General features: G+C 66.2%; 19 protein-coding genes. 15 read left to right on the top strand and 4 right to left on the bottom strand.

Annotated elements, in window-relative coordinates:
• Positions 1-11: 11 nt before the first annotated feature.
• Genes OP498_RS06610 through OP498_RS06600 form a run of 3 tightly spaced genes read left to right on the top strand, consistent with a single transcriptional unit; the run spans position 12 to position 1,914 of the window.
• Positions 12-578, top strand: a complete 567-nt coding sequence (locus tag OP498_RS06610) for a TetR/AcrR family transcriptional regulator (protein WP_280549229.1) — start codon at positions 12-14, stop codon at positions 576-578.
• Positions 575-1,762, top strand: a complete 1,188-nt coding sequence (locus OP498_RS06605; protein ID WP_280549231.1) for an MFS transporter — start codon at positions 575-577, stop codon at positions 1,760-1,762. The genes OP498_RS06610 and OP498_RS06605 overlap by 4 nt, the downstream gene beginning before the upstream one ends.
• On the top strand, positions 1,759-1,914 hold the full coding sequence (locus OP498_RS06600) for a YgjV family protein (RefSeq protein WP_280553000.1): 156 nt from the start codon (positions 1,759-1,761) through the stop codon (positions 1,912-1,914). Before OP498_RS06605 ends, OP498_RS06600 begins: the two co-directional genes overlap by 4 nt.
• An 8-nt stretch (positions 1,915-1,922) precedes the next feature.
• On the opposite strand, the gene nfsA is transcribed toward OP498_RS06600, so the two are convergent.
• Positions 1,923-2,654, bottom strand: a complete 732-nt coding sequence (gene nfsA / locus OP498_RS06595) for an oxygen-insensitive NADPH nitroreductase (RefSeq protein ID WP_280549234.1) — start codon at positions 2,652-2,654, stop codon at positions 1,923-1,925.
• Positions 2,655-2,867: 213 nt separating this feature from the next.
• Between nfsA and OP498_RS06590 the strand changes: the two genes are divergently transcribed.
• The 7 genes from OP498_RS06590 (at position 2,868) to OP498_RS06560 (ending at position 8,615) form a co-directional block, all read left to right on the top strand.
• Entirely contained in the window at positions 2,868-3,488 is a 621-nt protein-coding gene (locus OP498_RS06590; protein WP_280549236.1) for a LemA family protein, read from the top strand.
• On the top strand, positions 3,485-4,258 hold the full coding sequence (locus tag OP498_RS06585) for a TPM domain-containing protein (RefSeq protein ID WP_280552999.1): 774 nt from the start codon (positions 3,485-3,487) through the stop codon (positions 4,256-4,258). Before OP498_RS06590 ends, OP498_RS06585 begins: the two co-directional genes overlap by 4 nt.
• Before the next feature lie 62 nt (positions 4,259-4,320).
• Complete coding sequence (locus OP498_RS06580; RefSeq protein WP_280552998.1) at positions 4,321-4,938, top strand: TPM domain-containing protein; 618 nt, start codon at positions 4,321-4,323, stop codon at positions 4,936-4,938.
• Positions 4,939-5,046: 108 nt separating this feature from the next.
• Positions 5,047-5,799, top strand: coding sequence for a DUF1499 domain-containing protein (locus OP498_RS06575; protein ID WP_280552997.1), 753 nt, complete (start codon positions 5,047-5,049; stop codon positions 5,797-5,799).
• Positions 5,800-6,003: 204 nt separating this feature from the next.
• Positions 6,004-6,234, top strand: a complete 231-nt coding sequence (locus OP498_RS06570) for a DUF3820 family protein (protein WP_280549241.1) — start codon at positions 6,004-6,006, stop codon at positions 6,232-6,234.
• A 61-nt stretch (positions 6,235-6,295) separates the two neighbouring features.
• Positions 6,296-7,366: a GGDEF domain-containing protein gene (locus OP498_RS06565; RefSeq protein ID WP_280552996.1), complete on the top strand. Its 1,071-nt coding sequence runs from the start codon at positions 6,296-6,298 to the stop codon at positions 7,364-7,366.
• 67 nt (positions 7,367-7,433) lie between these two features.
• On the top strand, positions 7,434-8,615 hold the full coding sequence (locus OP498_RS06560; RefSeq protein WP_280552995.1) for an MFS transporter: 1,182 nt from the start codon (positions 7,434-7,436) through the stop codon (positions 8,613-8,615).
• 84 nt (positions 8,616-8,699) lie between these two features.
• On the opposite strand, the gene OP498_RS06555 is transcribed toward OP498_RS06560, so the two are convergent.
• The 3 genes from OP498_RS06555 to OP498_RS06545 form a co-directional block, all read right to left on the bottom strand.
• The gene (locus OP498_RS06555; protein ID WP_280549248.1) at positions 8,700-9,152 is read right to left on the bottom strand and encodes a hypothetical protein; all 453 of its coding nucleotides are present in this window, start codon (positions 9,150-9,152) and stop codon (positions 8,700-8,702) included.
• 335 nt (positions 9,153-9,487) lie between these two features.
• A complete protein-coding gene (locus OP498_RS06550; RefSeq protein ID WP_280552994.1) occupies positions 9,488-10,456 on the bottom strand; it encodes a magnesium transporter CorA family protein in 969 nt (322 codons plus the stop codon).
• A gap of 105 nt (positions 10,457-10,561) precedes the next feature.
• Positions 10,562-11,275 carry a DUF3581 domain-containing protein gene (locus OP498_RS06545; protein WP_280549252.1) on the bottom strand — a complete coding sequence of 238 codons (714 nt, stop codon included), beginning with the start codon at positions 11,273-11,275 and terminating at the stop codon, positions 10,562-10,564.
• A gap of 141 nt (positions 11,276-11,416) precedes the next feature.
• Here OP498_RS06545 and OP498_RS06540 point away from each other — a divergent pair, with 141 nt between their 5' ends.
• The 5 genes from OP498_RS06540 (at position 11,417) to OP498_RS06520 (ending at position 21,377) form a co-directional block, all read left to right on the top strand.
• Positions 11,417-14,875, top strand: coding sequence for a hypothetical protein (locus tag OP498_RS06540; RefSeq protein ID WP_280552993.1), 3,459 nt, complete (start codon positions 11,417-11,419; stop codon positions 14,873-14,875).
• A 181-nt stretch (positions 14,876-15,056) separates the two neighbouring features.
• Entirely contained in the window at positions 15,057-16,484 is a 1,428-nt protein-coding gene (gene nhaD, locus OP498_RS06535) for a sodium:proton antiporter NhaD (RefSeq protein ID WP_280552992.1), read from the top strand.
• A 392-nt stretch (positions 16,485-16,876) separates the two neighbouring features.
• Complete coding sequence (locus OP498_RS06530) at positions 16,877-17,323, top strand: hypothetical protein (RefSeq protein ID WP_280549257.1); 447 nt, start codon at positions 16,877-16,879, stop codon at positions 17,321-17,323.
• Positions 17,292-18,515, top strand: a complete 1,224-nt coding sequence (locus OP498_RS06525; protein WP_280552991.1) for a hypothetical protein — start codon at positions 17,292-17,294, stop codon at positions 18,513-18,515. Before OP498_RS06530 ends, OP498_RS06525 begins: the two co-directional genes overlap by 32 nt.
• Positions 18,516-18,548: 33 nt before the next feature.
• Complete coding sequence (locus tag OP498_RS06520) at positions 18,549-21,377, top strand: EAL domain-containing protein (RefSeq protein ID WP_280552990.1); 2,829 nt, start codon at positions 18,549-18,551, stop codon at positions 21,375-21,377.
• Positions 21,378-21,417 lie beyond the last annotated feature (40 nt).

Here is a 21,417-nt window from a genome sequence, read left to right as displayed (position 1 = left end):
AACAACCATCGATGCCCGCCTCCAAACGCGACCAGCTGCTCGCCACGGCCGAGCGACTCTTCTATGAACAGGGGTTCCACGCCACCGGGATCGACCGCATCGTGGCGGCCGCCGGGGTGGTGCGCATGACGCTCTACAACCACTTCGCCTCCAAGGAGGCCCTGGTGGCAGCCGTCCTGGCGGCTCGCCATGAGCGCTTCATCGCCAGCCTCGATGCGGCGACGGCCTCGGCCTCGCCGGGCCAGGTGACCCGAGCCCTGGTCGATGCGCATGGCAACTGGCTGGAACGCTACAGCCAGCATGGCTGCATCATGGCCAAGGCGATGGGCGAGTTCGCCGAGCACAACGCCGAGATCCACGCCCTGGCGGCGGCCGCCAAGACCGACCTGCTGGCGCGCCTGGAAGCCGCCGTGGCACGCGATGGGCTGGACCACCACGCCGGCCTGGCGCGACGCCTCTTCGTGGTGCTGGAAGGCAGCAATACGGCGGTGGCCCTGCTGGGTGCACAGACGGCGCTGGCCGACACGCGGGCGGTGGTCGACACCCTCCTCGCCACCGCCCGGAGCGAGACCCGATGAGACCACTGCCCCCCCTCGGCATGGCCGCCCTTGGCAGCGGGATCATTGCCATCACTTACGGCCTGGCCCGCTTCGTGTTCGGGCTCTTCCTGCCCACGATGCGCGACGAGCTGACGATCTCCCCGACCATGGCGGGTGTGATCGGCGCCCTGCCGTTCCTGAGCTTCGTGTTCGCGATCCTCGCCGCCACCTGGGTGATACGCCGCCTCGGGGTTCGCCGCACGGGGGTCGCGGCCGTCGGCCTGGCCGGGATCGGGCTGATGATGATTGCCCTGGCGCCGTCATCGCTGCTGCTGGCCGCCGGGGTGCTGATCTGCGGGATCAGCACCGGGCTGTCATCGCCGGTCATGGCGGAGGCGGTTCACCGGGTCGTGCCCTCCTGGGTCCTGCGCGGGCGGGTCAACGCCACCATCAATGCGGGCACCAGCCTGGGCATCGCGCTCGCCATGCCGGCGGTGCTGATCTGGGCGGAGGCCTGGCGCAGTGCCTATATCGGGTTCGCCGCCCTGGCGGCCCTGGGCACCCTGGCGGCCCTCTGCTATCTGCCTCGGGATGGTCAACGTCCCTCACCGTCGCAGTCCCGACCCGTCGCCCTGCCGGCGAGCCGTGAGCAATGGCTCGGGATCGCCCGGCTGAGCGGCCTGGCCGTCGGCATAGGAGGCGTGAGCGCGGCCTACTGGGTGTTTGCCCCGGATGCGGTGATCAACGCCGGGGGGCTCGCGCCGAGCCAGACCGCCTGGATGTGGCTGGCCGTCGGCCTCGGCGGGCTGTTGGGCGCTGGCGCCGGTGATCTCATCGCCCGCTTCGGGCCGGCCGCGAGCCATGCTGCTGGCCTCATGGTGATGTCTGCCAGCCTCGCGCTGCTGGCCTTCGATCCCGGCAATTTCGCCCTCGCCCTGGTATCCGCGGCCCTGTTCGGCACCGGGTACATGACCCTCAGCGGCTTCTACCTGGTCAGGAGCACCCAGATCATGACCGAGGCGCCCTCCTTCGCCCCGGTGATGCCGTTGCTCGCCACCTCGGTTGGCCAGATCGCCGGCTCTCCGCTGGCCGGCTGGCTGGTCGGGGCCGAAGGCCATGTCACCGCCTTCATGCTCTTCGCCATCCTGGGGCTCGCTGTCGCCGGGCTGGGGTTGTGGCTACTCAAAGAGCGAGGGGCTGCTGCCGATTGGAGTGCCCCTTGAACTCAGCCGCCACCCTGGCGGTGGCGGCGCTGACCTGGAGCGACCCGCGGGACATCCCCGCCCTGGCAGCGGGCCTGCTGGGCACTTGGGGCATGTTCATGCTGCGCGGGATCGCCATGCGCGGCGCCCGCCTGCGCCACATCCACGGCTGAGGCGTGGCTCACTTCATCTCGAAGCCGCGCTTGACCAGGAAGTCACGCATGTGGGGGCGCAGCTTGGTGTCGAACAGCGGGGTGAGGTTCTGCGACCAGTTGGTGTCCTTGGGCCCGCCTTTCCGCGACTGGTAATAGGCGTGCATGGTCTGGTCATAGGCCGCCACCAGCTCGCGGTCGTCGCGGTAGCGGTCCTCCTTGAGGATCGCCGCCACCGGCAGGCGCGGCTTCACGTCCGGATCGTGGGCCGGATAGCCCAGGCACATGCCGAACACCGGGAAGACGTGGTCCGGCAGCCCCAGCAGGTCGCTGATCGCCTGGGGGTTGTTGCGTATCCCGCCGATGTAGCAGATGCCCAGCCCTTCCGATTCCGCGGCGATGGCCACGTTCTGGGCCATCAGGGCGGTGTCCACGCTGGCCACCAGCAGCTGCTCGGTCATGCCGCGCACCACCCGGGCGCCGGTGCGCTCGGCGGCCTCGGTGGGGCGCTTCATGTCGGCGCAGAACACCAGGAAGGCGCCGCCGGTAGCCACGTACGACTGGCCGCCGGCCAGCTCGGCGATCGCCTCGCGGTTCTCGGGGGCCTTCACATGGATGACGCTGTAGGCCTGGACGTGGCTGGAAGTGGCCGCGGCCTGGCCGGCCTCGATCAGCATCTCCAGCAGCTCGCGAGAAACCGGCTGGTCGGTGAACTTGCGGACGGAGCGGTGGGACTTGAGCAGCTCGATGGTGGGATTCATGGGACCTCGTTGCAGGGTGTCGATCAACGTCGTCAAGGCGCTCGGCGAACATCAGTAAAGCCACATTGTCCATCACTCGGCGAGGCTTTGCATCGCCCGGGGCCGTCCTGTTTGCTGCAAGGTGGCGTGTCGGCCTGGCATCGCTTCCTTCGCATCAAGCTGATGCTGTACCTTGGACGTCATCGAATCGCGATGACAGGGATGACTCACCCCATGCTGACGAAACACACCACGCTCCCCGACCCTCGCGTCTGGCGGTTGGCCCTTGTGCTGATCATGGCGATGCTGTTGACCGGTTGCGGCGTCAACAACATCCCCACCTATGACGAACAGGTGAAGTCGTCCTGGGCGCAGGTGGAGAACCAGTACCAGCGGCGCGCGGACCTGGTCCCCAACCTGGTCGAGACGGTCAAGGGGTTTGCCCGGCAGGAGCAGGAGACCCTGACCGCCGTGGTGGAAGCGCGGGCCAAGGCCACGTCCATCCAGATCGACGCCGAGTCGCTGGACGACCCGGAAAAGATGCGTCAGTTCGAGCAGGCCCAGCAGCAACTGACGGGCGCGCTGAGCCGACTGATGGCGGTGTCCGAGCGCTATCCCGACCTGAAGTCGAACCAGAACTTCCTGGCCCTGCAGTCGCAGCTGGAGGGCACTGAAAACCGCATCGCCGTGGCGCGGCGCGATTTCATCACCGCGGTCGAGCGCTACAACACCGAGATCCGCACCTTCCCCGGCCGCCTGTGGCACAGCTTCCTCTATAGCGACATGCCGCTTCGCGAGACCTTCGAAGCCACGACCGAGAACGCGGACCAGGCCCCCCAGGTGGAGTTTGAATGAGTAATCTTCTGCGTATTCCGCTGTTGGCGTTGCTGTTGACGGGGGCCCTTGGCCTTCAGGCACAAGACGTCCAAGCCCAGGAACTTGAAGGACAGGAACTCGGCTTTCCCGAACTAACCGGCCGTGTGGTGGACCAGGCCGAACTGCTGGACCAGGCCACCGAATCACGCCTGAGCGAGCGGCTGGCGGCCCACGAAGACGCCACCACCGAGCAACTGGTGGTGGCGACCCTACCGGACCTGCAGGGCGTCACCATCGAGGAGTATGGCTATCAGCTGGGGCGTCACTGGGGCATCGGCCAGGCAGAGGAGGACAACGGCGCCCTGCTGATCGTCGCGCCGAATGAGCGCAAGGTGCGCATCGAGGTCGGCTATGGCCTCGAGGGTCGCCTGACCGACGCCCAGTCCTCGGTGATCATCAACCAGATCCTGACGCCGGCCTTCCGCGAGGGCGACTACGCCCGCGGCATTACCGAGGGCGTGGAGGCGATGATCCAGGTGCTGGGCGGCGAGCCCATGGACACCAGCGCCACCTCCAGCGCCCCGGCTCGGGAGCAGGGGCCTGAAGGACCGGCATCGATTCTCTTCTTCGTGATGTTCGTGATCGTCATGACCCTGGTACGCGGCGGTCGCGGCGGCCTGCTGGCCGGCATGTTGCTGGGCGGTGCTGTTGGCGGCAGGTCGCGCGGTGGCGGCGGCTTCGGCGGCGGGGGTGGTTTCGGCGGCGGAGGCGGCGGCTTCGGTGGCGGCGGCGCGTCCGGTGGCTGGTAACTCAGCATTCCGGCCGGTGGCGACACCGACACGACAATCAGGATTCGGAGATCACGATCCCCATGGCTTTATTGAATGAAAACGAGCAACGCCAGGTAGCCGAGGCGATTCATCGAGTCGAACGCGATACCGATGCCGAGCTGGTCACCGTGCTGGCGCCGCGAGCGGACAACTACGCCTATATCCCGCTGCTCTGGGCCGGCCTGCTGGCCCTGGTGGTGCCCGGTACGGTCAATTACTTTCCCGGCTGGTTGACGGCCTACGAGCTGACGCTGGTGCAGTGGGCGACCTTCATCGTGCTGGGACTGGTGTTCCGCATCCCCACCCTCACCACGCGGCTGATCCCGCGATCGGTTCGCCATTGGCGGGCGGCCAACCTCGCCCGGCGGCAGTTCCTGGAACAGGACCTGCACCATACCGAGGGGGGAACGGGGATGCTGATCTTCGTCTCCGAAGCCGAGCGCTATGTGGAAATCCTGGTCGACCGGGGCATCTCGGCACGTATCAGCGACGAGACCTGGCAATCCATCGTGGCGGCCTTCACCCAGCAGGTAAAAGCCGGCGAAACCCTGCAGGGGTTTCTGGAGTGCATCGAGGCCTGTGGGGAACATCTCAAGGAGCAGGTACCGGCCACTCACGAGCGCAACGAACTGCCCAATCATCTGATCGTGCTGGATTGACCCTCTTCTGCCCATGCACCGGGGCATGACGAGCACGTCTCCCCGGCTGCGGTGCCGCCGTCCGACATGGGCTGGCCGACGCGAGGAACCGGCATGACACGAGACCGCATGACATCGGAACATCAAGGCGCGGGACTGGCCTTCAAGGTGGCACTGGCCGGGGGCATCCTGGCTATCCTGGCGGCCCTCTCCATGGCTGGCGCGGGACCGGTCTATCGCGCCGGGCTGCTCGCGCTGGGGGATGCCTTCAGCGTGCTGCGCTACGCTGCCTTCATCGCTCTCGGCGCCGCCGGGCTGGGCCTGGTGGGACTGCTCATCGCCGCCTTCACCCGCCGCGCCCTCCCGGCGCTGCTCTGTGCCCTGGTGATCCTGGCCGGCCTGGTGCTGGTCGCGGTGCCCTGGATGCAGCTGCAGCAGGCCAGGACGGTACCGCCCATCCACGACATCACCACCGACATGCAGGACCCGCCCGCCTTCGAGGCCTTGGTCGAGGCCCGGGAGGCCGCGCCCAATGCCGTGGACTACCCCGGCGAAGCAACCGCCCGCCAGCAGCGCGAGGCCTATCCGGCGATCCGGCCGCTGATGCTGGACGCGCCCCTCCCCGAGGTACTGGCCGCCGCCGAGGCCGCGGCGCGCGACGCCGGCTGGGAGATCGCCGCGGTGGGTGAGGCCAGGCTGGAGGCTACCGATACCACCACCTGGTTCGGCTTCAAGGACGACGTCGTGATCCGCCTGACCGAGACGCCGAACGGCGTGCGGATCGACATGCGTTCCGCCTCGCGGCTGGGCCGCAGCGATGTGGGCACCAACGCGGCGCGCATCCGGGCCTTTCTGGCGGACCTCGCCCAGCGACTGGAGTAAGGCGCCGCGGCTGGGCAGGCGGCCGGGCCAGAGCCTGGGTGGCGGCGCCAATCGCTCAGTAAACTGAGCTTCCACAGGGTGGTGTCGCTCGATGCTTGAGACTCATTATCGACGTGCGATTGCCCTGCCGATCACCCCGATGGGCCCTTCGAGCCTTACATCGGGCATGGTAAGGTCGCCGCTGTCCGTCATGGAGCGAGCATAGTGAACCCCGAAGACCTTGAGAAACTGGTCACCCTGCGCATGCCTTTCGGCAAGCACGCGGGTTGCCTGATCGCCGATCTGCCCGGCCCCTACCTCAACTGGTTCGCCCGTGTGGGCTTTCCCGAGGGCCAGATCGGCCGGCTGCTGCACCTCATGCACGAGATCGACCACAACGGCCTGAGCGAGCTGCTCGACCCGCTGCGTGGAACTGCCGATACATCATCAAGGTGAAGCGCCGCCATACATCAGGTAGCGTGATACCCAGCACCTCCTCCACCAGCGAGACCATCCCATGTCCGAACAAGACCCCCTGCCGCCGCTGGAATGGGATCCTGAGGGCGTCCAGATCCAGGGCTTCTCTGCCGGCCTGTATCAGATCGAATGGCTGCTGGTCACGCTCGTCATCCTCTATCTGGTGATCATCGGCCTTCCCGACGAAGGGGGCTTGAGTGTGCTGGCAGCGACCTTCGGCTATTTCGGCTTCAGCTTGCTGGCCAGCCGGCTGCGCTTCTTCGGGGAACGACAGCGCTGGCTGCTGGCTCTGCACACCTGGGCGATGATCGGCTTCATTACCTGGTTCCTCTATGGCACCGAGGGCGTCACCGGCCCGCTGACGAGTCTCTACCTGCTCGCGGTCATCACCAGCGCCCTGACCCTGGGTGTTATTCACACGATGCTCGAGGTGGCGGCGATTGCGGCATGCCAGCTGCTGCTGCTCCATCTGCAGGGCACCGAGATCCTGGCAACCGACAGCCTGGCGCCAATCGGCACCAGCATCATCGCCCTGCTGATTGTCGGCTACCTCACCGCAGCACTGGTGCATACCATCCATGTCTCCAATCGCACCCTGCTGAAGATGGCCAGCCGGGATGCATTGACCGGCCTGTTCAACCGACGCGCCTTCGACGACCTGGCCAGCCCGATCCAGGAAATGGGCAGGCGTGCGCAGCGTCCCTTTTGTGTCGTCGTCATCGATATGGATGGCCTGAAGGCTATCAACGATAGCGAGGGACACGGCGCAGGCGACCGGGCCATCCTGGACCTGGCGAAACGTCTTCAGGCATGCAAGCGCAGCAGTGACGTCCTGGCTCGCTATGGCGGTGACGAGTTCGTGATGCTGCTTCCCGATACCGATGCGGCCGGGGGCAAGAAAATGATGCAGCATGTCATCACTCCCACGAGGCACAACCAGCCATCTATCAGTATCGGTGTCGCTTCCTATCCCGAACAGGGCGAGTCGTTGGAGGAGCTTCTCGACCACGCCGACAGCGCCATGTACCTCAGCAAGGCCTCGGGCGGTAATCGCGTGTCGGCTGGGGCTGGGGCGAGGGTGCTGGCCGCAGTCGACAAGCAGGAGGCGTAGGCGGGGAGGAGTCGCCGGGCGAGCAAAGATGGCACAATCGCGCCCTTTACTCTGCCAAGGAGGGGATATGCCGGCCTCGACGCTCCACGCCCGCCGAGTCACCCAGCGCTACTTCCTGGTCATGCTGGCCGTCGGCATGAGCGGCGGCCTGCTGGGGCCAGCGCTGCCGCAACTGGCAGCGATGACTGGCTCGAGCATGGGCCAGATCTCGGTGCTGTTCACCGCTCGGGCACTGGGCAACATGCTCGGCTCGCTGCTCTCGGGGCGGCTGGTGGACCGTTTTCCGGGCCACAGGGTGCTGGCCGCCATGCTGCTGCTGATGGCGGTGGGGCTCGCGGCGGTGCCGTTCAGCCAGGGACTGGCGATGTTGACCGGAGCCGTCTTCCTGCTGGGCCTGGCCGAGGTCTCGGCCAATGCCGGTTCCAACACCCTGCTGCTGTGGGCCCACGGCAAGGATTCGCCACCCTGGATCAGCGCCCTGCACTTCTGCTTCGGGCTGGGCAACACCCTGGTGCCGCTGGTGCTGGTGGCGATGCTGGCGCTGACCGGCCACTTCGCCTGGGCCTTCTGGGCGGTGGCGCTCTACGCACTGCTGTTGCTCTGGCCGCTGGCCCGCCTGGAGAGCCCCCGGGCACCGGCCGCCCGCGAGGGCGATGCCCCCATGCCGCCCGCCGATACCTGGCGGCTGGCGCTGTTCCTGTTCATGTTCGGCCTCTACGTGGGCATGGAGATCACCTTCGCCGGCTGGGTCACCGCCTACGCCACCCTGCGCGGCATGCCCGGCGAGGAGGCCGCCATGCTGGCCACCCTGTTCTGGCTGGCGCTCTCGGTGGGGCGCCTGCTGGCGATCCCGCTGCTGCGCCGCTTCTCGCCCTGGTGGGTGCTGCGCGGTTGCCTGGCCCTGGGACTGGCCAGCGCCCTGGCGCTGCAGCTGGACTGGCTGGGGCTGGGCGCCGTCTCGCTGCTCTTCGGGCTGGCCGCCTCGGCGATCTTTCCCACCCTGTTCGGGTTGAGCAACCAGCTGATGGCGATGAGCGGGCGCACCACCGGGTTGATCTTCCTGGCAGCCGGCAGCGGTGCCATGGCGGTGCCCTCGCTGGCCGGCCTGCTGCTGGAGGGGCTCGGGACGCACAGCTTCCCGCTGCTGCTCATGGCGCTGGTGGGCCTGCTGGCCCTGGCGCTGTTCGCCCTGCGGGCCAGGGTGGCACGCACTTCGGGCGCCGGCAGCGGCAGTCACGCCTCGACATGAGGCCGGCTGGCGAGCGAGTCATCGATTGCAAGACAGGAGGGCCCGCGTGGCCGACTGGCGGCACCGCGGGCCTGACGTGGGAGGTTACTCGAAGGTGGCGCAGACGTCCGACTGCGCACCAGGGTTGTGGCTTTCTACATGGGTGACCACGTCGCTGGCGGGCTCCAGCGATATACTCCACTGGTGATCATTCTTCATGGGATCGCAGCTGCCCTCGCTGCCACCACCGAAGTTGGAGTCGATCCAGTAGTGGACCGCGTAGCCCTTGCCGTCCTGCAGGGCGCCGGGGAAGTCGAAGGAGAAGGCTGGGTCGCCGTCAGCGGAGACGCTAGCGGACTCCTTAGCCACGACCTCGCCGGTCTCGGCATCGACGACGGCCACCTGGATCGCCTGGCCGCCGTGGGGGCCGCCGAAGCTGGCGTCACCCTGGAAGGTCAAGTCATGGCCGCCGCTGGCCAGGGCCAGCGGTGCGGCTAACAACAGGGAAAGCAGCATCCCGCGAGGCAGGGTACTGCAGGGGATGGTTGGCGTTATCATGATGCACCTCCCGAATGGGTAAAGGTGAGCGTCAGGCCCGGAGGGGCCTTTCCCCAGCATAGTGCCAACCCCCTGTCGCTGCCCTGCAAGAAGTCGAGAGGCCCTGTGGTCAGTGATTCTTGACGCGCTGGATCCGCCAGGCCAGCAGGCCGATGATCCCCAGCCCCAACGGCCCCAGCACGGCGGAAGCGATGGTCGGCTGGATCGCCACGCTCGGGCCTCGGCCTGCTGTGGGTGCATGTCGGGGCCAGGAAAGGGGAAAGTCCCCCGAGACTAGAGGCTGGCCTCGTCCAGGCTAAGGGCGCCGCGTCAACGTGCCGTGACGACGGACAGGCTCACAGCCACTTCCGGCGCCGGAACAGCCACAGCAGGCCGAGGCCGATGACGAGCATCGCCCCCAGCACCGCGAAGTAGCCCCAGCGATAGGCGAGCTCCGGCATGTGCGCGAAGTTCATGCCGTAGATGCCGGCGACAAAGGTGAGCGGCACGAAGATGGCGGTGATCACCGTGAGCACCCGCATGGTGATGTTGAGCTGGTGCGAGGAGAGCGAGATGTAGCCGTCGATCAGGTCGCCGCAGATGTCGTAGTACATCTGGGTCAGGCTGTGCAGGCGCTCGAAGCGCTCATGCACGTCGTTGATGGCGTGCAGGGTGTCCTCGTTGTCGCGGGGCAGGTGCTCGTAATCGTAGGCGGTGAGTTCCTGGGTGATGCCGACGTGATAGCGAAATACCCGGCGCATCTTCACCAGCCGCGAACGATAGGCGATGACCCGGCGCATCAGGGCGTCGCTGCCGTCCTCCATCAGCTCGTCCTCCAGGTCGCTGAGGGCATTCTCGAACTCGAGCAAGCTGTCGAGGTAGTAGCCGGCGGAGACGTACATGACCCTGAGCGCCACATGCTCGGGGGAGCGGCGCAGCAGCGTCTCGCCCTCGTGGGCCAGCAGGCGGTCTATGCTCAGCGCGGTGCCGGGGTGCAGGCTGATCAGGGAGCGCTCGCCGAGGAAGAAGGCGACCTGCTGGGGCGTGAAGTTGAGCTCGGCATCGAAGGAGGAGATACCGCGATAGAGGACCAGGGTATGGGTCTCGAACTCCTCGATCTTGGGCGGGTGTCGGTCGCGCTGGGCGTCGTCGATGGCCAGGGGGTGGCAGCCAAAGGCCTCAAGCAGTTCCCGCTCGCGTGCCTGGCCCTCGCCCTGCAGGTCGATCCAGATGCGGCTTCCGGCATCATCGCGCCAGCGCACGATCAGCTCCTCCCCGCCCCTCGTCACTCGGCCATCGGCCTCCAGCAGCAGCGTACGCATCATCGGGTCGTCATCCTCTGGCGAGACAATTCCTGAATATTACGGCACCGCCTGCGCCCTGCCCTGTCACCGTGGTGGCCTGAGAGCTCCGGGGCAGGCGATGTCGCCTCAGGCCTCTGCCTCGTGGGCGGCCTTGAGACGGTAGAACTCGGCGACCACCTCGTCCATGGCCTCGGCGTCGTAGTCGCAGAGCCCGCTGACCACCAGCTTCTTGGAGCCGGTGCCGATCGCCTCGCCGTCCGCCAGGATGCGGAACTCCAGCAGCACATCGCCGCGCTTGCCGGCCACCTCCAGCGAGGAATCGACGAATTCCAGGCCCGGCGCGGGGGCATCCAGGCGCTCCAGGCAGAAGCCCATGCTGTCATAGATGACCAGCGGGCGACGCGGGTTGAACATCACCCCCTTCTCCTCCATCAGCGGCTTGAGGTAGTGGGGAAAGTTCTTGCCCGAGAAAGCCACATAGCGGCGGGTGAAGGCCTCCACCACCGCCGCGTCGCGGGTCGTCTCGCCGCTACGCTCGACCTCCAGGTAACACTTGCCGTTCTCGTCGCAGATGCGAATCCGACCATTCGGCTGCTCGCTGAAACACAGCGGCGTACCATCCCCGACCATGCTCAGAAAGCGGAAGGTCATGCGCTGGGAGAGACCGAAGCGTTCCAGCACCAGGGCAAAGAGCAGGTCGCCGGGCACACAGAAGCGACGCGCATCCGGATTGTGGATGGGGTTGTAGTCGCCGGCAATGCGCTTGGCGAACTGGCTGGCCTGATGTGCGGAAATGCGGATACGCCCGTCCGTAAGCGTATGGAAATCATCGAGAAACATGCACTGTATGCCTGCGTCGTTGGCGGTCTGTACCCTGCCGGCGGTTGCCGGGAAGGCAGATGATGCCACAAAACCCCATGGCAACGCAGGCTGACGAGGCCATGTAACATGACCCCGGACCCCTCAGCTCGAGGAAGCCGTATGCAACGCCCGAATGCTCTTTCACCCAGACATCGACGCCAGGCCTGGATGATGGCCGTGCCCTTGCTGGCCTTCGCCCTGTACCTGGTCGTGGCGAACGGGCTGATCAACGCCCGATACACCCAGGCGTGGCTGGCCGAGAAGGCCGGCATGTCGATCCGCTGGGAGTCGGGCTGGAGCGCCTTTCCCGGGCAACTCACCCTGGAGGGGCTGCACATCGAGAGCGAGGCCCCGCCTCTGCAACTGACGATGGACCGAGCCCGTCTGCGGATCTCGCTGTCGGCGCTGCTCGACCGCCGTCTGGCAATTTCCCGCTTTACGGCACAGGGGCTACGCCGTTTCGGTCTTGACGACCTCCGCCTGGAGGGTAATGGCGAGCTCGCGCTGTCCGACCTACGGCTGGACGATGGCCAGGTGTCGATCCAGGGGCTCGAGCTCGGCATGGAAAAGGCCCGAATCAGGCGCGGCAGCACGGTGCTGGCCAACGACATCCGCCTGGCGACCGACTTTCAGGTGGCCCCCTTCCGCTGGCGCGAATACCCCGACCTGGCAGCGATCCGTTTCGTTTCGGGAACGCTGTCCCTGGATACCAAGGCCGATGCCTGGGACGTCTTCACCCCCTACCTGCGCCAGTTGGACTGGCTTGACCTGGCCGGCCACGGCAGGCTGACCGGCGAGCTCGCGCTCGAGCGGGGCGAGCTCGCGCCCGGCAGCCACCTTGAGCTGGACTCCCCAGCGCTGCAGGTGGCACTGGATGAGCGGGCACTGCTGACACCTGCCGAGACCCCTGAGCATGGGGCCAGGCCGGGCCGGGCGACCCCTGATGACGGCTCCGCGGGCTACCGCCTGAACGGCAGCGGCCGCGTCACCAGCCGGGTCGTGGAAAGCGATGAGGGGCCGGTCATGGAGCTCGGGGTGACCCTCGACGAGATGCTGATGCGGCGGGCCGGGCTGGCCAACCCGTTCATGACCAGCCGGCGCTTCCATCTCTCCGCCCGCGTGCTCGGCACTAACCTCGCCGACACCCCGCGGCAACTGACCTCCGCTAGGCTCGAATGGGAGGATGCCCGCCTGCCTGACGCTGGCGCCCTGGCGATTTACCTCCCCGAGGGCGGCCCACTGGCCCTGCAGGGTGGCAGTGCACAACTGGAGGGATACCTGGCGTATCGAGACGGCCTGCTCGAGGGCAATTTCCGCCTTGTCGGCGACCAAGTGGCCCTGACCCTGGCCGGGCGTGCGCTGCAAGGCAGCATGGCGCTGGATCTGGCACTGCCCGAGGTCAATCCACGTGAGCAACGGCTGGACCTGACAGGCACCCACCTCGAGGTTTCGGCACGTGGCGTGGGAGACGAATTGCCGTTGACCACCGAGATCACCCTCGAAGAGGCGATTCTAACCTCGATGGCGCCCCTGGCCGAGCTGATCAATGGAGATGGACCACCGGCGCTGGATGGCCGAGTCGTCGTCAGGGGCCGCGTCGCCCGCCTCGATGTCCTCGATGACTTCCTGACACATACCCTCGACGGTGGCCTGACGCTGGAAGGCGGTGGCGACCTGGTGGCCAGCCTGCAGCTGGAGCAGGGCCGGCTGGCCTCGGGCAGCCGCCTGGCCGTGACCACCGAGTCATTGCGTGCCCGCTTGCTGGGTCTGGATGTCCGGGGACGAGGCAGCGTCACGGCCAGTTGGCAGGAGGCTCAGGGCCGGCCCGTGGCCCGGGTGGACGCCAGCCTGGAAGAGACCCGCGTATCGAGATCCTCCGACGGTGGGCTGCTGATGCGGGACGGTCGACTGGCCCTGACCACCGAGAGCGATATCGCGAAAGCCGGTGCCCCGCTGTCAAGCCCGCGGCTGTCACTCTCCTGGCAAGACGCCGCCATACCCGATATCGCGGTGCTGCAGCCTTACCTGCCCGCGGCCGTAGCGGTGACACTGCGGTCCGGAAGGGCCACCACTCGCGGCCGGATCGAGGTCAAGGACGGGCTGGCCCGTGGCCAGATCGACCTGACCGGGCAGCACATCGTCGGCCGCCTGCTCGGCAAGGAGGTGGAAGGAGAGCTGGCACTGGATCTCCAGGTGCGGGAAGCCAATCTGGACAACGGCCGCCTGGACCTCTCCGGGTCTCGGCTGGCGATGCAGGCGGCGGCCTCGGGCCCACGCTTGCGCACCCGGATCGTGGCCCATGAGGCACGTCTCGGCCCGCTGCCGATGCCTGGCCGGGAGGGACCAACGCCGGGGCTGGACGGAGACCTGGTACTCGATGGGATGATCGCCAACCTTGGCTTCCTCGATGACTTCCTGCCTTCTGCTCACGGCCTGACCGTGGCCGGTAACGGCCGTTTCAGGGCCAGCCTGCACGTCACGAATGGCCAGCTACGTCCGGGCAGCCAGCTGCTGGTCGAGGCCGACGACCTGGCGGTCGGCTTCCTCGACTTCACGGCCAATGGCCGAGGCCGGCTCGAGGCCGAGCTCGACGGCGCGCATGAGGCGCCGGCAGCCCGGCTGAGCCTGACGCTGCCCCGTTTCAGCCTGCACCGCATCGGCGAGGCGCAGGCGCATGTCGAGGGCCGTCACTTCAGCCTCGAGACCGAAACGCCGCACTTCGGCCTCGACCATGACGACCGTTCGCTGCAGAACTTCACGACTCGCGTCCAGCTGCCCATCGCCGAGGTGGATGACCTCTCTCGCTATAACGCCTACCTACCGGAGGGCTCGGGGCTGGCATTGCTGGGCGGTCGTGCCGGACTGGAAGTGGACCTGCACCTCGAGGGCCTCCGGGCACGCGGCGACCTCACCCTGCAGGCCTTCGACACGACCATCCGGTTCGGCGAGCAGCGTCTGGACGGCGACCTGCGACTCGAGGCCCACCTGCGGGATGGCGACCTGGTCAGCCGTCGCTTCGATGCCTCCGGTTCGCGGCTTCGACTGGACAACATCCAGCGCCGGGATGAGCAGACGCGTGGCGAGGCCGGCTGGTGGGCGCGGCTCGATATCACCGAAGGCCAACTGGACTGGACCCACCCCCTGCAACTCGATGCTCGACTCGAGATGGCGATGCGCGATAGCGGCCTGCTGACACGCCTGTTCCTATCGAGCGCCCGGGAGTGGGAGTGGTTGAGTCGGCGTCTGACGGTGAAGGACATCCGTGGCAACGCCCGGTTGCAATTGAAAGACGATACCCTGCAGCTGAGCAACGCGCGCCTGACGGGCGGCCCCCTGGAGATGCTCGCGGACCTGGTCATTCGCCACGGCGTGCCGGAGGGTTCCCTCTATGCACGCCTGGGCATCCTGGCCGCTGGGGTATCCCTCGAGAAGGGCCAACCCGAGGTTCGCCTGCTGCGTCCGCGGCGCTGGTATGAACGCCGCCGTCCCTCGCCGGAAGAGGATCTGGAGGAGGTCACGGTGAGCCAGTGGCAGGAAGCCCTAGGCACCCAACCCGAGTCCCCTGCAAACCAGGACTGAACGCTCCCCCTACCAAAGAATCGGGGGTAATAAATAAGTGGCATACTGCATCGCAACACTCTGTGATAAGATTTTGCCGCTTTTTAACCCTTCCCCCACCTCCTGCCTCAGGATGATCGCAGCCATGCTGACAACCTGTCGTATACCCCCCACGCCACGGCAACCCGCTCGTTGGCCGGGCATGCTCGTGCTCGCCGCGCTCTCTCTGCTGGCCAGCGGGCCCGTACTCGCCGCCACCGGCGAACTCGACCTGACCGGCTCCTTCGTGGGCCTCCTCGCCGTCGCCGTCTTCGTGCTGGCCTACGCCCTGGTCATGGCCGAAGAGAAGATCCACATGCGCAAGTCGAAGCCGGTCCTGGTCGCGGCCGGCATCATCTGGGCGCTGATCGGCTGGGTCTATGTCAAGGCGGGAATGCCCGCCGAGTCGGAGCACGCCTTCCGCGTGACCCTACTCGAATTCACCGAACTGATGCTGTTCCTGCTGGTGGCGATGACCTACATCAACGCCATGGACGAGCGCCGGGTATTCGATGCACTGCGCTCCTGGATGGTCCGCAAGGGCTTCAGCTACCGCTCGCTGTTCTGGATCACCGGCGTGCTGGCCTTCCTGATCTCGCCGATCGCCGACAACCTGACCACCGCCCTGCTGATGTGTGCGGTGGTGACCAAGGTCGCCGAGGGCGACAAGCGTTTCATCAACCTGGCCTGCATCAATATCGTGGTGGCGGCCAATGCCGGCGGTGCCTTCAGCCCCTTCGGCGACATCACCACCCTGATGGTCTGGCAGGCCGGCTTGATCGAGTTCCAGGAGTTCTTCGAACTGCTGGTGCCGTCGCTGGTCAACTTCCTGATCCCGGCCGTGGTGATGAGCATCTTCATCAAGAACCGCAAGCCCGCCAGCCTGGAAGAGGACGTCTGGCTGAAGCGCGGCGCCCGCCGCATCATCGCCCTCTTCCTGCTCACCGTGGCCACCGCCGTGGCCTGCCACGTCTTCCTGCACCTGCCGCCGGTGCTGGGCATGATGACGGGCCTTGGCTACCTGCAGTTCTTCGGTTACTTCCTGCGTCGCACCCTGCCGCGCTCCCTGGAGCGCAAGCGCACCCGCTACAGCCAGCGCGGTGACTGGAAGAAGCTCGAGAGCCTGGGCAGCGTGGTGCCCTTCGACGTCTTCAACCGTGTGGCACGGGCCGAGTGGGACACCCTGTTGTTCTTCTACGGGGTGGTGATGTGCGTGGGTGGCCTCGGCTTCATGGGCTACCTGGGCATGCTCTCAGAGGCCCTCTACACCGGCTGGAACGCCACCGGCGCCAACATAACCCTGGGGGTGATCTCGGCGGTGATCGACAACATCCCGGTGATGTTCGCCGTGCTGACCATGGAGCCGGACATGTCCCATGGCCACTGGCTGCTGATCACCCTGACCGCCGGCGTGGGCGGCAGTCTGCTGTCGATCGGCTCGGCGGCCGGCGTCGCCCTGATGGGCCAGGCCCGCGGCAACTACACCTTCATGGGTCACCTGCGCTGGACCCCGGTGATCGCCCTGGGCTATGTCGCCAGCGTGATGGCCCACCTGTGGCTCAATGCCGAGAGTTTCCACGTCTTCAACTGACCCCGACTCCTTCAACTGCCCCCCCCCCCGGCGGCCATCCACCGCCGGGGCATCTCCTCTCACCGCGTTGATACGCCGGCCTGTAAAGTTCCTTAAAGTGATGTAGCGTATAAGGATGATCCGTGTCGGAACGGCACGATGATCTTCCTGATGCCTGTCGTGAGGAAGCACTGATACGCATCGGACAAAAAGATAATGCCCCCAGGGGCTGCAGGGAGAAGGCGTCATCGACTCATACACGCGTGAGATGCAGGCCGCACCTGCATGGTGCATGAACCTGGCGTTCATCAGACAACGGGAACGCAACCCCCGATGCCATCATTCGTCCTGATCCGCTCCCTGGCGGCGGCGGGCGCCGTTGCCGATGCCAGCCAGCCGAGGAGACGCGCTCCATGCTGCGCCTGAGCCTGTTGGCCCTGGCCACGGTGATGCTGCTGGCCGGCCTGTCGCTGGCCGGTGTACCGGCCTTTGCCCGCGAGGCACCGATCCTGCTGGTGGCACACCCCGATGTGAAGACCCACCAGCTGAAGCGCGATACCACCCGCGCCATGTTCGCCATGAGGCAGCGCACCTGGCCCGACGGTCAGGCCGTGCGGGTCTTCGTGCTCGACAATAACCATCCCGTGCATGCGCGCTTTGCCAAGGAACAGTTATCCGTCTATCCACACCAGCTGCAGCTGGCCTGGGATCGCATGGTGTTCTCGGGCACCGGGCAGGCACCCAACCGTGTTCGCGACCAGGCGGAGATGCGCGAGCGGATCGCCACCACACCTGGCGCCCTGGGATATCTTGAAAGGGAGTACCTGGATGATCGTGTCCAAGTCATTTCGATGGAGTGATCCCCGCTCCATAATCGCCATGGCCGGCGCACTGGCCCTAGGCATGTCTGCCCAGGCCCGGAGCGACGAAGGCGTACTGGATACCCTCCAGGTGCATGGCTTCCTGAGCCAGGCGCTGGTGATCACCGACGACAACAACTTCTTCGGTCCCAGCAGCGAGAACGAGGGCAGCTTCAAGTTCACCGAGATCGGCGCCAATGCCTCGCTGCGGCCTCACGAGGATGTACTGCTGGCCGCCCAGGTACTGAGCCGGCGCGCCGGCGGGGATGGCAGCGAGGCCAGGCCGGTCCTGGACTATGGCGTTGTCGACTATCAGATGCTCTCGAACCAGCAGCGCACCTTCGGCATCCAGGTCGGCCGTTTCAAGAACCCCTTCGGCTTCTACAATCAGACCCGCGATGTGGCCTTTACCCGCCCCAGCATCCTTTTGCCACAGTCCATCTACTTCGACCGCACCCGGTCCCTGGGGCTTTCCGGCGATGGCGTCAGCCTCTATCACGAGGAAAGGCTGTCGAACGGGGTGATAAGAACACAGGTTGGTATTGGACAAGCGCAGGCAGGGGATGACCTACGGCGCACCCTCCGCCTGGAGAATGTTCCTGGGTCTCTTGACCCAAAGCAATCAGCCATCGGCCAGATTCGCTATGAGCATGATGGCGGTCGCATCGTTGCAGCTCTGAGTGCCGCACAGGCCAAGGCGAAATTCGACTCGAATACGCCTCTGCAATCCGATATTACCTTTCGCTTTCGCCCCGTGATCCTGTCGTTACAGTACAACGAGGAGCTCTGGAGCCTGACCGGTGAGTTTGCGCTAAGGCCGACCGAGCTGGAAGGCATCGATAACCCCTGGCTAAACGATGTGACTGGCGAAAGCTGGTATGTCCAGTATACCCGACGCTTCCTCGATGACTGGCAGTGGCTGGTTCGTTACGACAGCCTGACCAGCAACAAGGATGACCGCTCGGGACAGAGCCTTGAAGATTTCACCGGTGGCGCGGTGCCTGCCCATTCCCAGTTCGCGGACGATATCACCCTGGGACTTCAGTGGACGCCTCACCCCCGCATCATGCTGGCCGGCGAATATCACCATGTCGATGGCACCGGCTGGCTGCCTGTCCAAGACAACCCGGACCCATCGGAGACCAGTCGTCGCTGGAACATGCTGCTGTTCCAGCTCTCGTTACGCTTCTGACGTTTCCATGCGCCTGGCCAGGAACCCACCGAGATGACACTTCCCGCGTCCCTCCGGACCCGTCGCCGACTCAGCCTGACATGGCGTGTCATCGCCCTGAGCAGCCTGCTGCTGGTCGGGCTCGTAGCGCTGTTCACCTGGCTGGGCCACGACAACCTGACCCGCCAATTCCAGGAGAGCCGCAACCAGCACCACGAGCGCCAGCAGCGCGAGATCCGCCTGGCCCTCCTGCGTTCGGCGGAGAACCTTCGCCAGCTGGCGGGCCTGGCCGCGGCCTCGCCACGCCTCGGGCCGCCCCTCGAGGCGGGCAATGCGGAGGAGGTCGAGGAGGCTCTGGCATCCCAGTGGCCGACCCTGCAGCTCGAGGCCGGCATCGACGAGATACGGGTGGTGGACACCCAGGGACGGCCCATGGGCCGCTGGGGCTCCGGTCAGTCGGAGGGCAGGTTGCCGATCCAGGCCTGGGTGCAGCAGATCATGGACACCGAGATACCCATCACGGCACTGCGCTGTGCGACGGACTGCCAGCAATATGCCGCCGTTCCGGTACTGGTGAATGGCGAGAGCGTCGGCCTGGTCGTGCTCTCCCGCTCGCTGGCCGATGTGACCCGACAGGCCAGGGAAGTCTCCAACGCCGAGGTGGCCCTGCTGGTAGCCGGCTCGCTGGATAGCCGCGATCTCCCCGAGGAACGCCATCTCGCCCCCTGGAATGGCTATCTCCTGGCCCTGACACGCCAGGAAGAGAGCCTGCCCGTCCTGCAACGGGCAGCCGGACTCGGACCGGTCAGCGCTCTGCTGCAAGCCCCCCTGCAGCTGCAGTACCAGGGCCAGTACCTCGAGCTCAGCGCAGTCCGCATGGACGAGGACGCGGACCGACGCAGTACCGGTTATTTCCTGCTGATCTCCGACATCTCGGCCCAGATCCAGGCCATCAACGAGGATACTCGAACCCTGCTGGGGGTCGGCCTGGCGGGCTGGATCGCCGCGGAACTGCTGCTGCTGATGATCCTGCTGCGCCCCATGGCACGCCTGCGCCGGATCGCCGGCTTGCTGCCGACACTGGCCAGCGGTGGATTCGATGATGTCCGGGCCGCGATCCCCTCCGTCCGCCATCGCCTGCCAGACGAGATCGACGTGCTGGAAGGCACCACACTGGAGCTCTCGCAACAACTCGAAATGCTGGAACAGGAAGTCCAGGAACGCGGCGACCAGCTGGCAGAGCGCGTCGAAGAGCTGGCCCAGGAAAGGGACTTCGTCAACAGCCTGCTGGATACCGCCCGGGTCTTCATCATCGCCCAGGACAGCAGGGGGCGAATCAGCCTCATCAACGACTATACTCGCGCGATGCTGGACCTTGACGAGCCCTCCCTGCTGGGTCGCCACTTCGTGGACGTGTTCGAGGCGGGCAGTCCTTCTCTGGTCGGCACCTTCGACACGCCCCAGCAGGAAGAACGCACCCTGCAGACCCCAGACCAGCACATCCATACCATCGCCTGGTACCATGCCCCGCTGCCATCCGGCACTGACGGCAGCATGTCGCGGATCTCGGTGGGGCTCGATATCACCGAACGCAAGGCCGCGGAGGCTCGCCTGACCTGGCTGGCCGAGCGTGACCCCCTGACCGAGCTCTACAACCGGCGCTACTTCCAGGACGCCTTGCAGAAGGCGCTGTGGCACGAATCACGCGGCGCCGTTCTGCTGCTGGACCTGGACCAGTTCAAGGACGTCAACGAGCTCAGTGGCCACCATGTCGGAGACCGCCTGCTGCGCGAGGTGACCGAGACCTTGCTGCTGAACCTGGGCCATCGCGGCGTCATCGCCCGCCTGGGAGGCGACGAGTTCTCGCTGTTGCTGGAACATGCCGACGAGGACCAGGCGGTTCAGGTTGCCCAGTATATCGACCAGTTGCTCGACAGCCTGGGGTTCAGGGCCGCGGGGCGGCGCCACCGGGTCACCGCGAGCATCGGCATCGCCCTGTTCCCGATCCACGGCGCGACGCCGGCCGACCTGATGGCCAGTGCCGACGTGGCCATGTACAAGGCCAAGGAGAGTGGCATCCAGCACTGGCACCTGCTCTCCAGGACCGAGAACGCCAAGGACGAGCTGCAGGAGCGGGTCTACTGGGTCGAGCGCGTGCGCAGCGCCCTGGAAGAGGACAGCTTCGAGCTGATGGTTCAGCCGATCATGCGGCTGGAGGATCGCGACGTGAAGCACTACGAGGTACTGCTGCGCATGCGCGAGGCCGATGGTAGCCTGGTGTCTCCGGCCTATTTCATCCCGGTAGCGGAGCGCAGTGGTCAGATCGTGCAGGTTGACCGCTGGGTGCTTCGCCACAGCCTGCAGCTACTCAGTCAACTGCAGGAGCGAGGCATCAGCCTGGCGGTCAACCTGTCCGGTCAGTCCCTGCATGATGAAGGCCTGAAGCAGTACCTGGCCGACGAACTGGCCGCCAACGGTGCCGATCCTCACCACCTTATCCTAGAGGTCACCGAGACCGCCGCCGTCACCGACTTCTCCACAGCACGCGGCGTGCTGCAGGCGGTCCGCGACCTCGGATGCCGCACCGCCCTCGATGACTTCGGCGTGGGCTTCAGCAGCTTCCATTACCTGGGGCAGCTGCCGGTGGACTACATCAAGATCGACGGTTCCTTCATCCGCAGCCTGCCGATCAGCCCCGAGAGCCGTGTCATCGTCCAGGCTATCGCCGATATTGCCGCCGGCTTCGGCAAGCAGGCCATTGCCGAGTTCGTCGACCAGGAAGCGCTGCTGCCGATGCTTAAGTCCTATGGGATCACCTATGGCCAGGGCTTTTTCCTGGGTCGTCCAGTTCCGGTTCAAATGGCCTTTGGCGATGACACTTGAAGATTTCACGCATAGACCTTTCAGCGCTCACCTCATCCTC

The sequence above is a fragment of the Halomonas sp. 25-S5 genome (assembly GCF_029889845.1).
Taxonomy (GTDB): domain Bacteria; phylum Pseudomonadota; class Gammaproteobacteria; order Pseudomonadales; family Halomonadaceae; genus Halomonas.
The sequence above is the reverse complement of the archived record's forward strand: the minus strand, read 5'-3'. Positions and strand labels throughout refer to the sequence as shown.

Excerpts from the sequence above, each read along its gene's own strand:
- OP498_RS06610 (WP_280549229.1), top strand. The coding sequence starts at position 12 with ATGCCCGCCTCCAAACGCGACCAGCTGCTCGCCACGGCCGAGCGACTC.
- OP498_RS06605 (WP_280549231.1), top strand. The coding sequence starts at position 575 with ATGAGACCACTGCCCCCCCTCGGCATGGCCGCCCTTGGCAGCGGGATC.
- nfsA (WP_280549234.1), bottom strand. The coding sequence starts at position 2,654 with ATGAATCCCACCATCGAGCTGCTCAAGTCCCACCGCTCCGTCCGCAAG.
- OP498_RS06590 (WP_280549236.1), top strand. The coding sequence starts at position 2,868 with ATGCTGACGAAACACACCACGCTCCCCGACCCTCGCGTCTGGCGGTTG.
- OP498_RS06585 (WP_280552999.1), top strand. The coding sequence starts at position 3,485 with ATGAGTAATCTTCTGCGTATTCCGCTGTTGGCGTTGCTGTTGACGGGG.
- OP498_RS06580 (WP_280552998.1), top strand. The coding sequence starts at position 4,321 with ATGGCTTTATTGAATGAAAACGAGCAACGCCAGGTAGCCGAGGCGATT.
- OP498_RS06575 (WP_280552997.1), top strand. The coding sequence starts at position 5,047 with ATGACATCGGAACATCAAGGCGCGGGACTGGCCTTCAAGGTGGCACTG.
- OP498_RS06565 (WP_280552996.1), top strand. The coding sequence starts at position 6,296 with ATGTCCGAACAAGACCCCCTGCCGCCGCTGGAATGGGATCCTGAGGGC.
- OP498_RS06560 (WP_280552995.1), top strand. The coding sequence starts at position 7,434 with ATGCCGGCCTCGACGCTCCACGCCCGCCGAGTCACCCAGCGCTACTTC.
- OP498_RS06555 (WP_280549248.1), bottom strand. The coding sequence starts at position 9,152 with ATGATAACGCCAACCATCCCCTGCAGTACCCTGCCTCGCGGGATGCTG.
- OP498_RS06550 (WP_280552994.1), bottom strand. The coding sequence starts at position 10,456 with ATGATGCGTACGCTGCTGCTGGAGGCCGATGGCCGAGTGACGAGGGGC.
- OP498_RS06545 (WP_280549252.1), bottom strand. The coding sequence starts at position 11,275 with ATGTTTCTCGATGATTTCCATACGCTTACGGACGGGCGTATCCGCATT.
- OP498_RS06540 (WP_280552993.1), top strand. The coding sequence starts at position 11,417 with ATGCAACGCCCGAATGCTCTTTCACCCAGACATCGACGCCAGGCCTGG.
- nhaD (WP_280552992.1), top strand. The coding sequence starts at position 15,057 with ATGCTCGTGCTCGCCGCGCTCTCTCTGCTGGCCAGCGGGCCCGTACTC.
- OP498_RS06530 (WP_280549257.1), top strand. The coding sequence starts at position 16,877 with ATGCTGCGCCTGAGCCTGTTGGCCCTGGCCACGGTGATGCTGCTGGCC.
- OP498_RS06525 (WP_280552991.1), top strand. The coding sequence starts at position 17,292 with ATGATCGTGTCCAAGTCATTTCGATGGAGTGATCCCCGCTCCATAATC.
- OP498_RS06520 (WP_280552990.1), top strand. The coding sequence starts at position 18,549 with ATGACACTTCCCGCGTCCCTCCGGACCCGTCGCCGACTCAGCCTGACA.